Origin of the sequence: Actinomyces provencensis (assembly GCF_900155435.1) — a bacterium.
GTDB lineage: Bacteria > Actinomycetota > Actinomycetes > Actinomycetales > Actinomycetaceae > Pauljensenia > Pauljensenia provencensis.
This window is the reverse complement of the sequence record NZ_LT700212.1, coordinates 1670979-1685855: the sequence shown is the minus strand read 5'-3', so window position 1 is coordinate 1685855 and position 14877 is coordinate 1670979. Positions and strand designations below refer to the sequence as shown.

Annotated in this window: 10 protein-coding genes; 6 read left to right on the top strand and 4 right to left on the bottom strand. The window is 70.1% G+C overall.

From position 1 onward, the window contains the following. Positions 1–61 precede the first annotated feature (61 nt). Positions 62–1195, top strand: coding sequence for a substrate-binding domain-containing protein (locus BQ9890_RS07470; RefSeq protein WP_075890509.1), 1134 nt, complete (start codon positions 62–64; stop codon positions 1193–1195). A 121-nt stretch (positions 1196–1316) separates the two neighbouring features. Here BQ9890_RS07470 and BQ9890_RS07465 read toward each other — a convergent pair whose 3' ends face one another. Together BQ9890_RS07465 and BQ9890_RS07460 are read right to left on the bottom strand one after the other, a co-directional pair. After that, a complete protein-coding gene (locus BQ9890_RS07465) occupies positions 1317–2081 on the bottom strand; it encodes an ATP-binding cassette domain-containing protein (RefSeq protein WP_075890507.1) in 765 nt (254 codons plus the stop codon). Beyond that, a complete protein-coding gene (locus tag BQ9890_RS07460) occupies positions 2081–3367 on the bottom strand; it encodes an ROK family transcriptional regulator (protein WP_075890505.1) in 1287 nt (428 codons plus the stop codon). Before BQ9890_RS07460 ends, BQ9890_RS07465 begins: the two co-directional genes overlap by 1 nt. 237 nt (positions 3368–3604) lie before the next feature. Here BQ9890_RS07460 and BQ9890_RS07455 point away from each other — a divergent pair, with 237 nt between their 5' ends. Both BQ9890_RS07455 and BQ9890_RS07450 read left to right on the top strand, forming a co-directional pair. After that, complete coding sequence (locus BQ9890_RS07455; protein ID WP_075890503.1) at positions 3605–4846, top strand: ABC transporter permease subunit; 1242 nt, start codon at positions 3605–3607, stop codon at positions 4844–4846. Positions 4847–5185: 339 nt separating this feature from the next. Next, a complete protein-coding gene (locus BQ9890_RS07450; protein ID WP_075890501.1) occupies positions 5186–6613 on the top strand; it encodes an NAD(P)-dependent malic enzyme in 1428 nt (475 codons plus the stop codon). Between the two features lie 669 nt (positions 6614–7282). On the opposite strand, the gene BQ9890_RS16295 is transcribed toward BQ9890_RS07450, so the two are convergent. Continuing rightward, the gene (locus tag BQ9890_RS16295; RefSeq protein ID WP_456047836.1) at positions 7283–8359 is read right to left on the bottom strand and encodes a LysR family transcriptional regulator; all 1077 of its coding nucleotides are present in this window, start codon (positions 8357–8359) and stop codon (positions 7283–7285) included. A gap of 130 nt (positions 8360–8489) precedes the next feature. Between BQ9890_RS16295 and BQ9890_RS07440 the strand changes: the two genes are divergently transcribed. Then, positions 8490–9671, top strand: coding sequence for an aminotransferase class V-fold PLP-dependent enzyme (locus BQ9890_RS07440; RefSeq protein WP_230297871.1), 1182 nt, complete (start codon positions 8490–8492; stop codon positions 9669–9671). A gap of 405 nt (positions 9672–10076) precedes the next feature. Here the strand turns inward: BQ9890_RS07440 and BQ9890_RS07435 are convergent, their stop codons facing one another. Further along, positions 10077–12467, bottom strand: coding sequence for an OmpL47-type beta-barrel domain-containing protein (locus BQ9890_RS07435; RefSeq protein WP_075890497.1), 2391 nt, complete (start codon positions 12465–12467; stop codon positions 10077–10079). 511 nt (positions 12468–12978) lie between these two features. Here BQ9890_RS07435 and BQ9890_RS07430 point away from each other — a divergent pair. Beyond that, a complete protein-coding gene (locus BQ9890_RS07430; protein ID WP_075890495.1) occupies positions 12979–13905 on the top strand; it encodes an ABC transporter ATP-binding protein in 927 nt (308 codons plus the stop codon). After that, a complete protein-coding gene (locus tag BQ9890_RS07425) occupies positions 13902–14870 on the top strand; it encodes an ABC transporter permease (protein ID WP_075890493.1) in 969 nt (322 codons plus the stop codon). Before BQ9890_RS07430 ends, BQ9890_RS07425 begins: the two co-directional genes overlap by 4 nt. Positions 14871–14877: the final 7 nt, after the last annotated feature.

Genomic DNA, 14877 nt, shown 5'->3' with positions numbered 1-14877 from the left:
AAGCCCCCGCGGGCACCTTCAGGTCGGTATCCGCACACGGGCAGCCTCAAGGAGGAGACAGATGGGAACACGCCGGAGCGTCCTGGGGACCGTGCTCGCCCTCGCTCTCGCCCTGTCCACCACCCTCACGGGGTGCACGAGCGCACGCAGCGGTGCGGGACCCCGCGCCCAGGGCGAGTCGGGAGACTCCCCGTCGATCTCCATCGGCGTGGCCCTCCCCCAGAAGACCTCGCAGAACTGGGTGGAGGCGGAGTCCCTTTTCGCCGAGGACTGCCAGGAGTCGGGGGTCTCGTGCACGGTGAGGTTTGCGAACAGCGGTGTCTCCGATCAGCAGAACCAGATCTCGGCGATGATCCAGGAAGGCGTCGACGCTCTCGTCATCGGCGCCGTCGACGGGTCCCAGCTGGGAACGCAGCTCGCCCAGGCGCGGGCGGCGGGGATCACCGTGATCGCCTATGACCGCATGATCACCAACACCCCTGACGTGGACTACTACATCGCCTACGACAGCTTCGGAGTCGGGCGCATGCAGGGCGAGTCACTGCTGGAGGGCCTGGGGGAACGCGCGGGTGCGCCGCCCTGGCGAGTGGAGTTGTTCGCCGGATCCCCAGCGGATGCGAACTCCATGGCCTTCTACCGGGGGGCGATGGACGTCCTGGGCCCTCGCATCGATGACGGCACCCTGGTGGTGGGGTCCGGACAGGTCGCGTTCACACAGGTGGCGACCCAGGGGTGGCTGGCCCAGAACGCACAGAACCGCATGGCCACCCTCCTGGCCTCCTCCTATCGGGGCGACGCCGTCCTAGCGGGAGTGCTTTCCCCCAATGACGCCCTGGCCCGTGCCATCATCACCGGCGTCGTCCAGGCGGGGAAGCCGATTCCCGTGGTGACAGGACTCGATTCGGAGGATGAGTCCGTGACATGGGTGGTGCAGGGCAAGCAGTACTCCACGATCTTCAAGGACACGCGCTCACTGGTCAGGGGTGCGGTCGACCTCGCGATCTCCGCGCGGGGCGGCGAGCCGCTGCCGAGCATCCCCGACACGAACCTGGACACGACGGGCAACGAGTCGCAGAGCGGCCACATCGTCCCCTCCTACCTCCTGACCCCCCAGATCGTGACCGCCGCGAATGCGGAGAGCGTGTTCGCGGGGGACTCCAGGCGCGTGCTCCTGGTGGAAGAGGCGCGACAGTGAAGACCTGGACCGCTGCGGCGGCGCCCGGCCCGGCCAGGCCCGCTCGGCGCGGCCTGGGACCATCTCAACCGGCGCGGCCGAGCCCTGCGCGGAGCCCCCTGAAGCGGCGGGGCGGCGTGCCTCACGAGGAGATGTGCGTGGCCCCGGTCATGGCTGCGATGACCTCCTCGTAGGAGGCTTCGCGCGCGTCGAAGGAGCCGTTGTTGCGGCCGTGGCGCAGGACCTCGATCCTGTCGGACACGGCGCGCACGTCGGTGAGGTTGTGGGAGATGAAGATGACGCCCAGACCCAGGTCCCGCAGCCTCTCGATGTGGTTGAGAACCTCCGCCGTCTGCGTGACGGAGAGGGAAGCGGCCGGCTCGTCGAGGATCACCAGTTTCGGATCCGCGACCAGCGTGCGCGCGATGGCCACACATTGGCGTTGTCCCGCGGAGAGGAGCCGCAAGGGGACCCGCACGTCGGGGATCCGGCTGTTGAGCTGGTCCAGGTAGTCGCGTGCGCGGGCCTCCATGCCTTCCTCGTCGAGGAGGCGACCCTCGCGCAGCTCGCGGCCCAGGAAGATGTTCGAGGTGACGTCCAGGTTCTCGCACAGGGCGAGTTCCTGGAAGACCGTGGCCACCCCCAGCTGCCGGGCGGCCTGCGTGTTCGGGATGATCACCTCCTGGCCGTCCAGCCTCACGGTTCCGGAGCTCGGGGGGTACACGCCCGACACGATCCGCGCCAGGGTGGACTTGCCGGCCGCATTGTCACCCACCAGGGCCACGACCTCGTGGCGATGGACGGTGAGGTCCACATCGATGAGGGCCTGGATGCCTCCGAACTGACGGGACACGGATTCCAGGGCGAGCAGGGGCTGGCCAGTGGTTCCGGGTGCGGGTGTGTTCATCACGCCTCCCTGAGAGGGATGTCTGGAGTGGCGGGAGCGGGTGTCGTCATCTGGTTCGACGCCGCGGCGCTGCGGGGACGCTCTGGGCCGCCCGGTCCGGTGCCCGGTCCGGCGCCCGCGATGAGCCCTGCCTCGTCGAAGGCATCCATCGCGAGGGCGAAGGCGCCCAGGGACTCCGCGTGCGAACCGAGCACGGCTGGCAGGACGTCGATCCCCGCTGTGGCCAGCACGGGTCTGGCGCGCAGGACGTCGCGCATGGGGGCGAGCAGGGTCTCCCCGGCCTCAGCCAGTTCCCCTCCCACGGCAATCGCGCCGGGGTTGATGGTGACTGCGAGGTCGGCGATGGCAGATCCGATGGCGGTCCCGGCATCCGCGATGACCTGGCGACACCCCGGATCGCCCTCGGTGGCCAGGGAGATCACGTCGCGCAGGGACAGCGCGCCGCGGGAGACCCGCAGGAGGTCCACGAGGGCATCGGCGCCCACGACGGTGTTGAGGCAGCCCCGACCCCCGCACTGGCAGATGGCACCCTGGGGATCGACCTGGACGTGCCCGATCTCGCCTGCTGTGCCCTCAGGCCCCCGGTGGAGGCGGCCGCCGATGAGGATGCCCGCGCCCATCTGGTAGGACGCACGCACGTAGACGCCGTCGGAGAATCCGCGCAGGGCCCCGTAGCGTGCCTCTGCGACGGCTCCGGAGTTCGCGTCGTTCTCGACGAGGACGGGAAGGTTGAGGCGTCGTGCGAGGACCTCGCCGACGTCGATGTCCTCCCAGCCGCGCATGATCCCACGCACGGAGATGCGATGGGTGGAAGGAGACACCGGGGCGGGCAGTGCCACGCCGATGCCGATGACTTCGCTGAGCTGGGCTCCCAGACCCTCCGTGAGTTCCATGACGATGAGGGCCGCTCGGTCGAGGGTGGTATCGGCCCGGTGGTCCACGGGAAGGGGGAGGACCTGGTCCGCGGTGATCGTCTGGGTGGCGTCGGCGATGTCCACGCGCAGCGTGCGGCGCCCGATGTAGATGCCGACGGCCAGCCCGGTGGTTCGGGCGAGGGTGACCATCTGGGCGCGCCTGCCGGAACGTACGGTGTTGCGTGTCTCGACGACGCCCTGGGAGGCCAGCTGCTTGACGATGTTGGAGATCGTCGCCGGGGAGAGGCCGGTGGCCGCTGCCAACTCGACCTGGGTGAGGTGCCCGAACTTCTTCACGGTCGCGACCACGCGGGCACTGTTGACCTCGCGCAGCGAGGTCTGCGACCCGAGGGGGGCGACCGTTCCATCCACGGCCCAAAACTAGCAGTTGCATTCCCCCTTCACTGCCCAAAGGCGGTGCGGGTCCGAGGGCGTCGCCGGCTTGTCTGTGAGGCACGGTCGACGAAACGCGGCGGGCACGCCCCGCTGTTGTCTACGATGACGACGAGCCGGTGGTGCGGGGACATATCCCGCGTTTGTCGCGCACCCAGGTTCGATCGCGCCCGCGATGCGTGCGGTCCGGCCTCGAGACGGGGAGTTGCCCAGCTGATGACGATCCTTCGACAGCTGTTCGGGGCGAACCAACAGCAGCACCTCATGGTTGTCCTGCTTGTGGCCCTGCTCGTCTTCTTCGACCTCGTCACCGGCGGCCAGATGCTGACGCCCTCGAACTTCCAGAACCTCGTGACCGGGAACGCCTACGTGTTGATCCTCGCCATCGGCATGGTGATGGTGGTGGTCATCGGACAGATCGACCTCTCCGTCGGGTCGGTGGCGGCGGTGGTGTCGATGAGTGTGGCGCTGCTGATCAGGGACGCTGGCCTCCCGTGGTGGGCGGGCCTGGCCTCGGGTCTGGTGCTCGGTGCCCTGATCGGGGCCTTCCAGGGCTTCTTCGTGGCGCGTGTGGGGGTGCCCGGGTTCATCACCACTCTGGCAGGGATGCTGATCTTCCGCGGCATTGCCCAGTGGGAGTCCCAGGCGCTCTCCGTGCCGGTCCCTCACGAGTTCCAGGTCCTGGGTGCGGGCTACCTGCCGGAATGGGGCCCTGAGTGGACGGGGCTGAACAACTCGACCCTGGCGCTGGGGATCATCGCCTCCGTGGGACTCGTGGTCGTGGAGGTGCGTCGCTACCGCAGGCGTGTCTCCCGGCTGGGCAGTGAGTACGAGGGGTGGGTGCCGTGGTGCCGGGCCGCCATCGGTGTGCTCGTCGTGGGGGCGCTCACGTGGATCTTCGGGTCGGGAAGTCCGGGCACCTCTTTTCCCGTCCCGGGTGTCGTCATCGCCGTCCTCGTGCTGGCCTATCACGTGCTGACCCGCCGCACGGCCTTCGGGCGCCACCTCTACGCCGCCGGGGGGAGTCCGTCGGCAGCGGAGCTCTCGGGGGTCGACATCCGCGGCGTGCAGTTCGCCGTGATGGTCAACATGGGTGTGCTCTCCGCGCTCGCGGGGATGATGATCGCCGGACGCTCGACCTCTGCCGGCCCCTTGGACGGCACGTCCTGGGAACTCGATGCGATTGCGGCCGTGTTCATCGGCGGAGCGGCCGTGGGCGGGGGCATGGGGACCGTGCTAGGTGGGGTTCTCGGCGCTTCGGTCATGGCCGTCCTGAACAACGGGCTCCTCCTGGTGGGCGTCGGCTCCGACCAGGCGCAGGTCATCAAGGGTCTGGTGCTCCTGGCGGCTGTGTCCTTCGACCTCTTCAACCGGCGTCGCGGGAGATCCTCTCTGGTCGGTCACCTCCTGCCCTCGCGTGGCGCGGAGCCGATGGCGGGCATGATCTCCAGGTTCTGAGGTTCTGAGGTTCTGAGGTTCTGAGGCTCTGAGGCTCTGAGGTTCCGCCGCGCCGCGCCGGGTTCCGCCGGGTGGCGGCTCGCGCCCCCGGCCTCGTGCCCGGACGTGGTGCCTGCGCCTTGCCCCGGGAATCGGGCCCACGCCGTGCAATGGCGCCGTGCCTCCGCCTCGCCCTGGCGCCGCGCCCACGCGCTGTCCGGGAGGTGGTCGGAGCCGGGTCCAGGAGCTGTGGGGACGTACAATCCATGTGCCGGTCCGCGGTCTCCGATGCGCTCCGACGGGTCTGCACATCGGCGTGCCGCCATTGCGGAGACCAGTCCAACGAACACTGAGGAACACATGCGCACGTCCCCTTCCTACACCGCCTCCTACCGTCTCAAGGTCGACGAGTCGACCTCCTCCGTCGCCGACATGATCGACGCGGTGGCGGAGACCGGGGCCGAGGTCAAGGGCCTCGACGTCGCCTACTCGGACCGCGGGAGGATCACCATCGACCTCACCTGCGACATGCGCGACTCCGCACACCGCCGCGAGGTGGAGCGCACCCTGGACTCCCTGCCCGGGGTGACGACGAGCTCGGTGGCGGACCAGACGTTCCTCTCCCACATCGGCGGCAAAATCGAGGTCCACTCGAAGGTCCCCCTGCGCAACCGCGACGACCTCTCCCGCGCCTACACCCCGGGGGTGGCGCGTGTGTGCACCGCCATCCACGATTCGCCCCAGAAGGCGCACCTGCTCACCATGAAGGCGAACACCGTCGCCGTGGTCTCCGACGGCACGGCGGTGCTGGGCCTGGGCGACATCGGGCCCGCGGCGGCACTGCCGGTGATGGAGGGCAAGGCGGTGCTGTTCAAGCAGTTCGGTGGGGTGGACGCGTGGCCGGTCGTGCTGGACACGAAGGACACCGAGGAGATCATCGCCATCGTCAAGGCGATCGCGCCGGCCTACGGCGGCATCAACCTGGAGGACATCTCCGCCCCGCGCTGCTTCGAGATCGAGGAGCGCCTGCGTGCGGAGCTCGACATCCCCGTCTTCCACGACGACCAGCACGGCACCGCCATCGTGGTCCTCGCCGCCCTGCTCAATGCCCTGCGCATCGTGGACAAGGACATCGCCGATGTGCGCATCGTCGTCTCGGGCGTGGGAGCGGCGGGCTCCGCCATCATCAAGCTGCTGCTGGCCCAGGGCGCGCGCGACATCGTCGGTTACGGCCGCAGCGGCGCACTGTCCGGGGACGACACCGAGGGCATGCATCCCTCGCGGCGCTGGCTGGCCGAGCACACGAACCCGCGACACGTCCACGGCTCCCTGCAGGAGGGGCTCGCCGGCGCGGACGTGTTCATCGGTGTCTCCCACGGGGACATCCTCACCGGGGACGACGTGGCCACCATGGCGGACGGCGCCATCGTCTTCGCCCTGGCCAACCCCACCCCCGAGGTGGACCCGTTGGAGGCCTCGAAGCACGCACGGATCGTGGCGACGGGGCGCTCGGACTACCCGAACCAGATCAACAACGTGCTCGCCTTCCCGGGTCTGTTCCGCGGGCTGCTGGACGCCAAGGTCAAGGAGATCACGACGGAGGTCCTGCGCGTGGCGGCCGTGGCGATCGCCGGTGTCATCTCCGAGGACGAGCTGGGACCGAGCTACATCATCCCCGGCGTGTTCGACGAGCGCGTGCCGCGTGCGGTGTCGCGTGCTGTCCAGCAGGCCGTGCGCGACCTGCCCACCATCGACATCCCCGTCCAGGAGCACCTGAACTCCCGCTGACCGGCCAGGCTGACCCGCCACTCCGACGCGCGACGCCCGCCCCCATCGGCGAAGTCCGCTCTGTTCAGAGCGCGAAGTCCGCTCTGTTCAGGGTGCGAAGTCCGCTCTGTTCGGGGCTCGAGGTCCGCTCTGTTCTGGCCTCGAAGTCCGCTCTCCTCTTCCCTTGTCGAGGCCCGGTGCCGGTCTGAGTTCCGTCGCGCGCGTCCTGGGAGTGAGACCCCGTCCTTCGGGGGAACGGGGGGCAGTACGTCCATCTCCGTCGAGGTGCACTTCCCCTCCGCCGAGCACTCACAAATTGTGAGTGGCGGGGGAAGGAACGTTGCCGTCGCGCGGACGAGGCCGGTGGTCGGGGGCGGGCTTGCGGCATCCCGCGGTGGTCCGCCAGTGCCGTGTCGGAGCCGTCGCTTGCAGGGTGCAGGTCTCCTCGACCGTGTGCTCTCCCCGGATAAAGCGCTGACCTGCGGCGTTGTGGTGAGGTCCGACTCATTCAGGCCCACAATCCGCCCTCGGCGGCGCTCCCGGTGGGGGATCGACGAGGGCGGACCCATGTCCGTTGGGGTGTCCGAGCCGCTGTTCCGGAGGAGGAATCGGCGCCACGCCGCGGATCGCGGACCCTGTGGCCACGCTCACGCCAGATCGATTTGACCGATCGGGGGGTCCTGCATAGAGTTATCTCCGTTGCGCCGAACGGCAGGGACTTGAGACAAGGCCCGGAGACATGGCGCGAGACACCACTTCGAAAAACACCTTCTGGGTGCCGGATCGGTGTGTGTGGGTGTTGTTTGTGAACTCGATAGCGTGTTTGTTTGTTTTTGATGCCTGTNTCCCCTGGGCGACCAGTGCCTCGACGGCGACGACGTTGTCGGTCTCGAAGGCGATCCTCGGGGTGAACCCCGCCCGTGCGCACAGCTCCAACAGATGTCCGCGGCATCGTGGACATCCGGCAATCCAGCTTTCGTCGGACAGGTCCGCGACGGCCACGGCGCGAGGTCGGATGAGATGTGCCTGTGCCTGTGCCTGTGCCTGTGCTTGAACCTGGGACTGGGCGTGGTTGTCGGTGCGGGCGTCGGCCCGGGCCCGGGCATGGGCACGCGTCCCAGCACGGGCGTGGGCATGAGGATCGGCTTCCTCGCTGGCGTTCCCCGTCCCATCTGCAGATGTGCCCGAAGCCTCGAGGGGACCACCACCCGACCTCCCCGGTTCTCCCTCGAGCGCTCGGTGCCCCGCTGGCAGCACCAGGACGAGGTCGTCCCGGCCGACCGTGCGCACCGACAGGCCCTGGGCAGTCGAGCGGTGGGGATCGGCGCTGTCGCCGGGATAGCTGAAGGTGAGCGCCACATCTGCTGTCCCCTCCCGTACGGCCGCGACGGCCTCGGGTGGTTCGGCCTCGACATACGTGACGCTGACCCCGGGTTGGTTCTCGCGCAGGTGTGCCAGCACCAGCGGCAGCAGGGTGGGGGAGGCGGACGGGAACCCCATGAGACGCACGCGGCCCGTGCGCAGGCCGCGCAGGTCGTCGAGTTCCTCGGTGGCCGCGTCCAGGGCCGTGGTGACGGCCGGCGCATGGCGGGACATGATCCTGCCGGCCTCGGTCAGGCGCACTCCGCGCCCGACACGCTCCACCAGGGGCAGCCCGACACGGTGTTCCAACCGGTGCAGCTGTTGGCTCACCGCCGGTTGGCTCATGCCCAGCGCGTTCGCCGCCGCCGTGATGGAGCCACGATCGGCGATCGCGCGCACGAGCATGAGGTCGCGGACGTCGAAGACCCGTCCGTCGGCAGTCATCTCCTCCATGCACCAACCATAAGTACCAGTCATGGTTTCCATCGAACATCTGCCATAGACGTATGGCGGTGCCGCGCCGCAGGCTGGCGACATGGCCACGATGATGCTTCCTCCGTCCGCCCTCGTCGACCCCACCGCTGCCCATGGCGCACCCGCGCGGAAGGCCACCCCCGCGCCGACCCCCGGCCTGACTCCCGCCGCGGCCCTCCCGCTCGCCACCGCCCGCCAGGAGTTCCTCGGCGGCCGCGGTTACCTGTCGTCCTGCACCACGGGTCTGCCCACGCGCTCGTCCCGGGCTGCCCTCATTGCCGACCTCGATGCCTCCGCCTCCGGGCACCCGGATCCGGCGGGCTATGCCGCAGCGGTCGAGCGTTCGCGCGAGCACTTCGCGCGCCTCGTCCACACCACCCCCGACCGAGTGGCCATCGGCTCCCAGACGTCGGTGGCGGTGGCGCTGGTGGCCACTGCGCTCCCCGAGGGGGCCGAGGTGCTGGTCCCGGAGGACGACTTCTCCTCCGTGGTGCTCCCCTTCGTCCATGCGGGGCGTGACCTGCGCGTGCGTTGCGTGCCGCTCGGCGTGCTCGCCGAGGAGATCGGTCCCGACACCGCCCTCGTGGCCTTCTCCGCCGTCCAGTCGGCCACCGGCGAAGTGGCGGACACCGACGCCATCACGCGGGCGGCGCGGGCCCACGGTGCCCGCACCATGTGCGACGCGACCCAGGCGGCCGGATGGCTCCCGGTGAGCGCTGACGACGTCGACGTGCTGATCTGCCACGCCTACAAGTGGCTGTGCTGCCCCCGGGGCGTGTGCTTCATGGCCGTCTCCCCGGATTTCGCGCCACACATGTCCGCTCCGTGCGCCGGCTGGTACGCGGGGGAGGACCCGTGGGCCTCCTGCTACGGCAGCGAGGTCACGCTGGCCGCCGACGCGCGCCGCTTCGACGTCTCCCCTGCCTGGCAGGCCTTCGTCGGGGCCGAGCCCGCCCTGGCCATGTTCGCCGCACTCGACATCTCCGAGGTCCACGCCCACGACACGGGTCTGGCCCGGGCATTCCGGGAGGGGATGGGCCTGGAGCAGGTCCTCGAGGACGAGTCCTCCACACCGAGCGCGATCGTCACCTGGGAGGATCCCACCGGCTGCGACCTCGCCCGACTGACGGCTGCCGGCATCACCGCCTCGGGTCGTGCGGGCCGGGCGCGGGTCGCCTTCCACCTGTTCAATGACGCCGAGGACGTCGCGCTGGCACTGCGCGCACTGGGCAGGCAGGGCTGACGAGGGCGGGGTCGACTGCGCGGGAGCAACTCCCGAGTCCAGGAGAGACCGGCCCAGCAGGAGACGGTCCCGCCGTGGAAGCCGGTAGCTGCGGACTCCGACAGCTGATGACGCTGCCGGTCGTGAGCTCCGGTCGCCGTGGTCGTTGCCCCGCTCCTGGACCCGGTGGCCACGGACTCCGCCTCGCTGAGAGTTCCCATCGCCGTGGCCGGTCCCCGGTTGCGAGTCCGGTCGCCGTGGACCCTGCCCGGCTGCGGGCTCTGGTCGCCACGGTCTCCGTCCCGCTGGGAACTCAGCCTCCAGCGGCCCCGGCCCCACCCCCTTTAAGCACAGAGAACGGTGGCGCCCCGACGCCGGTCCGGGGACCGACGTGAGGACGCCACCGCTCCTGTCGTCACTGCGGCGTCAGCGCATCGACCTCCTGCGAAGGCCCAGCACGGTCGTCCCCAGGGCGAGAACGGCCAGGGCTGCCAGGCCGAGGGCCTCTGCTGTGCTTCCCGTGCGTGCCAGGTCGCCGGCCTTCCCGTTCCCGGTCGATGACCCGGCAGGGGTCGGGCTCTGTGACGGATCGCCACTGCCCCCGGACCCACCGGACCCCGAAGGCGTCGGCGTGGGTGTCGGCGTGGGACTCAGAGCGACCTCGACCGACCCGACCTCGGACACGTTGCCCGCGACGTCGGTGGCCCGGTAACGCAGGACCGTGACGTCGTCGGGCAGGGCCACCGGACCGGAGTAGACCGTCCAGTCGTCCCCGTCACCGGCCGCACCGAGCGCGTACTCGATGGAGGCCACACCGGAGAAGTCGTCCGTGGCGCTCAGCGTGACCGTGCGGGTCGCCTCGTCCACGCTCGCGGTGACGACGGGGGCAGTGGTGTCAGGGGTCGTGTAGGACACCAGGAACCGCGAGGTCGGCCCTGCCGACGACACGGCCCCGCCCTCGTCGTTGACGATGTTCGTGATGCCGCCGATGCCGTCGAGGAAGACCGACACCGCCGAGGTCACCGACACTCCCGGTGCATCGGGGACCTGCACGGCGCTCGCCGCGACGCTGGGCTCGCTCACCCGTGTCGGGTCGAAGAAGGAGTAGACCCCCAGGCCGGTCGCCGCGTGGGTCCTCACCCCGTCGGCCACCCGGTAGGAGGCGTAGCCGTTCGAGTCCCCGTCCATCCACGCGGACTGCGTGGGCGGGTCGTAGGGGAGTTCGGACTGGTAGAAGACGGTCCGGCCGCCCTCACCGTTCCACACGACCTGGTTCTTCTGGTAGTGCTCGACGAAGAGGCCGGTGGCCACCACGTCGTCTCCGTTGACGACCAGTCCGTGGTCGGCGGTGTTGACGCCCCACCCGATGGTGGAGTCCACGACCCCGCCCGAGGCGTGGTCGGCGCGCCAGGCCCAGATGTGGTCCAGCAGGGTGTGGGGGGAGTTGACCTCGATGGAGGTCACCGCCCGTCCGACCCAAGGTCCGGCGACGCGGATGAAGACATCGGTCAGCGTCGTCGGGTCCGCGGGATCCGCGGTGCTCGCACCCTCGGGTCCGACCTGGACGAGGACCGGTGACTCGACCGCCCCGGCGTCCACCGTCAGCCCCGCGATCTTCACCCCTGCGACGTCGCCGACCTCGATGGCGGCCGTGCCCGCGTCGGGCGTCAGTGTCGCCATGCCGAGTCCGAGCACGACGGTGTCGGCCCGGTCGATGCGCAGCGCCTCGGAGAGGTGGTACACACCCGGGGTGAGCAGCAGGTTCTGCCCGGCAGCCAGGGAGGCGTTCAGGTCAGCAGCGGAGTCGCCCTCGTGCGCGATGCGGAAGGAGGACAGGGGCAGCGCGGTCCCCGCCCCCGCCCCTGTCGACCAGTCGACGCCGGTGGAGTCGGTGCGCGCGCGTGGTACGAACACCGAGTACGAGGCCGCATCGCCCAGGTCGGCCGCCCCCGCGTCCGGGGCGCTGACGTAGAGGAAGGGTGCCTCGCGGCTCACGGGCGTGGACTCCACGTTCGTGAGTGAGAGCTCCTGCCCGGCGCCGGTCAGCTCGGAGCCGAAGTTCGTGGCCGGTGCCCCGCTGACCCCGGAGAACACCATGTTCCACACGCCGCCTCCCCAGGAGCCGAGCTCGGAGTTGCGCGTGTACCACTGCTGCTGGGAGCCCGACACCATCGTGCCGCTCACGCGGGAGTTCGCCATGTACCCGCCCGAGGCGTACTCGCCGAAGCGTCCGAACACCGTGAGCCCGCCGGTGATGTTCATGCGGCGCAGGGGCGCGGCCTGGGAGACCGCGTAACGCATCTGGTGGGCCTCGGTGACGCCAGCGGGGAACTGACGCTCCGCGTCCTCACCCACGGGCTGCTGGATCGGGTTGACCGTCATGTTGGACAGCGAACGCCAGAAGCGGGTCAGGGACCCGGGTGCCTGGCAGTCCCATGGCGCGGCCTCGCAGGTGCGGACCGGCTCCACGTGGATGGAGCCGTTCAGCGTCACGTCCTCCGGGGAGGCGCCGAGGCCCGAGACCACCTGGTAGTAGCCGAGTTCGGAGTTGACGACGTCGGTGGCGGTGAGCGGGTCGTCGGCGCCGTCGGGGGAGCCATAGGTGCCCGGGGCGAAGAAGAACTGGTGGCGGGCCTGGCTGAACTCCGTCTCGTGGGAGGCCGCCTGGAGGGTGGAGTTGATGTCGTCCGTGGTCCAGGACCCGTCGAAGACGGTGACATTGGGCCCGAAGAGGCCCCCGGCGGCGTCGGCAGTTGCGGTGGGCACCGCGCTGGTGGCCGTGCCGCCTGCCGTGAGCGTCAGGACTGCGAGGCCCACCAGCGCGGTCCTCGCTCGGGTGCGGGACCTTGACGAGGGCGATGGGGCTCGGGTGGAGGTCGCGACGCGCGAGGCACGCGGGTCGGGCGGTGTGTGTGTGGAAGTCTCACAGGTGGAGTTCTCCTTCGAACTGGTGTCGTGAGGGATGCGGACGCTCGGTCCAACGCTGGACAGCCGTGTACGGGCCGGGCGCCGGAGCGGCCGACCTGCCGACGAGCCTAGCGGCTTGAGAGCGCTCTCGCGCCTTCTTGGGGCTGATCCTGCTCGCGCTGATCCCGCCCGCCCCCGCTCAGGCGCCCCGGTCCTGCGCTCCCCGGGGCGGGCCGTCCGGCACCCACTCGCAGCCCACCGTGCCCGACGGGGTGTTGCTCGCGACCGGCGTCACCTCAACAGCTACCCTGAACAGCAGACCGGAGGCGGGCCCGCTGCTGGACTGCGCTGGGTCGATGCCAGTGGACGGTCGGTCGGCGTGCCTGACCACCTGCCTCCACGCCCCACCGAAAGGACCCCCATGATCGAGGTCATCGACATGACCAAGCGTTACGGCGCGAAGACGGCGGTGGACGACGTGAGCTTCACCGTCCAGTCGGGGAAGGTCACCGGCTTCCTCGGACCCAACGGCGCAGGCAAGTCCACCACGATGCGCGTCATCATGGGTCTGGACGCCGCGAGCTCCGGCCGGGCGCTCATCCACGGCAAGCCCTACTCCGCACTCTCCTCCCCGCTGACCACGGTCGGCGCGCTCCTGGACGCCAAGGGCGTCCACAAGGGACGCAGCGCGCGCAACCACCTCCTCGCCCTCGCAGCCACGCACCGCATCCCGCGCTCCCGCGTGGAGGAGGTCATCGGCCTGACCGGCCTGGAATCGGTGGCCGGGAAGCGGGTCGGCGGGTTCTCCCTGGGCATGGGCCAGCGCTTGGGCATCGCCGCGGCGCTGCTCGGTGATCCGGAGATCCTCATCCTGGACGAGCCCGTCAACGGGCTGGACCCCGAAGGCGTCGTGTGGGTGCGCAACCTCGCGCGCTCCTTCGCCGCGGAGGGACGCACCGTCTTCCTCTCCAGCCACCTCATGAGCGAGGTCGCCCAGACCGCCGACCACGTGGTGGTCATCGGGCGGGGTCGCATCATCGCCGACGCACCACTGGACACCATCCTCAACGGTGTCACGCGGCGTGGCGTGAGGGTCCGCAGCCCCCGCATGGGGGAACTCGCTGCTGCCCTCGTGCGCCGCGGGTGGCAGGTCAGCCCGTTGCCTGACGGCGCCGGGCAGGTCGTGGGTGCCACCAGCGAAGAGGTCGGCGAGGCCGCCGCACAGGACGGATTCACCCTGTACGAGCTCACGCCGCAGGCCTCCACCCTGGAGGAGGCCTACATGGAGCTCACCCACGACTCCATCGAGTACCCCACCGCAGCCACCCAGGAAGGGGACGCGCGATGAGCGACGCGACCGACCCGCAGTCCGTGACTCCGCAGTCAGCCACTCCGGCGGAGGCAGCCCCGACGGAGGCCGCTCCGACCGGTGCCGGCCCGGTGGAGGCCGCCCTGACCAGGCCGACGCCGACAGCCGGCACCCCTTCCCGCTCCCGCACCGCGCTCGCACAGCACCACCGCCCCCGATACCGCCTCACCGCGTTCGGAGTGGTGCGCGGCGAGTGGATCAAGACGCTCGGCCTGCGGTCGACCTGGTGGACGCTGGGGGTCACCGTCCTGGTGATGGTCGGCTTCGCCGCGCTCATCGCCTTCTCCGTCGCCTCAGCGGGGGTCGACGTGGAGATATCGGGCGGCGATCCCATCCTCCTGAGCATCTCGGCGGGCCTGGGCTTCGGGCAGCTGGCCGTGGCGGTGCTCGGCGCGATCATCATCACCGGGGAGTTCAGCACCGGATCCATCCGCTCGACCTTCGCCGCCGTGCCGCGACGTACCGGTGTGCTATTGGGCAAGGGTGTCGCGCTGTCGGTCCTGGTCGCGCTGACCGGGCTGGTGGCCACCGGACTGTCGTTGGGGGCGGGCCTTGCTGCCTTCTCCGGTACGGGCCACCAGTTCGACGTCACGGACACCACGACCTTGCGGGTCCTGCTGGGCACCGTCCTCTACCTGGTGACGCTGGCCCTGTTCTCCATGGGTGTCGGGGCGATCCTGCGCAACTCGACGGGCAGCATCTTCACCCTGGTCGCCATCCTGTTCGTGCTGCCCACGATCGCGCAGATCGCGGGAGCCTTCGACGCCACCCGGTGGATCGGGACGGCGGGCGAGTACCTGCCCGCAACTGCGGGACTCCAGCTGCTGACGGAGGTGACGGGGCCCGATGCGCTGACGCCGTGGCAGGGCTACGGGGTCTTCGCCGCATGGACGGTCATCGCCCTGCTGCTGGGGTGGGTGCTCACCAAGAAGCGCGACGCCTGAGGCACGC

Bases quoted from the DNA above. Each gene is read 5' to 3' on its own strand.
- BQ9890_RS07455 (WP_075890503.1), top strand. From the start codon at position 3,605: ATGACGATCCTTCGACAGCTGTTCGGGGCGAACCAACAGCAGCACCTC.
- BQ9890_RS07430 (WP_075890495.1), top strand. From the start codon at position 12,979: ATGATCGAGGTCATCGACATGACCAAGCGTTACGGCGCGAAGACGGCG.
- BQ9890_RS07440 (WP_230297871.1), top strand. From the start codon at position 8,490: ATGGCCACGATGATGCTTCCTCCGTCCGCCCTCGTCGACCCCACCGCT.
- BQ9890_RS07465 (WP_075890507.1), bottom strand. From the start codon at position 2,081: ATGAACACACCCGCACCCGGAACCACTGGCCAGCCCCTGCTCGCCCTG.
- BQ9890_RS07470 (WP_075890509.1), top strand. From the start codon at position 62: ATGGGAACACGCCGGAGCGTCCTGGGGACCGTGCTCGCCCTCGCTCTC.
- BQ9890_RS07450 (WP_075890501.1), top strand. From the start codon at position 5,186: ATGCGCACGTCCCCTTCCTACACCGCCTCCTACCGTCTCAAGGTCGAC.
- BQ9890_RS07425 (WP_075890493.1), top strand. From the start codon at position 13,902: ATGAGCGACGCGACCGACCCGCAGTCCGTGACTCCGCAGTCAGCCACT.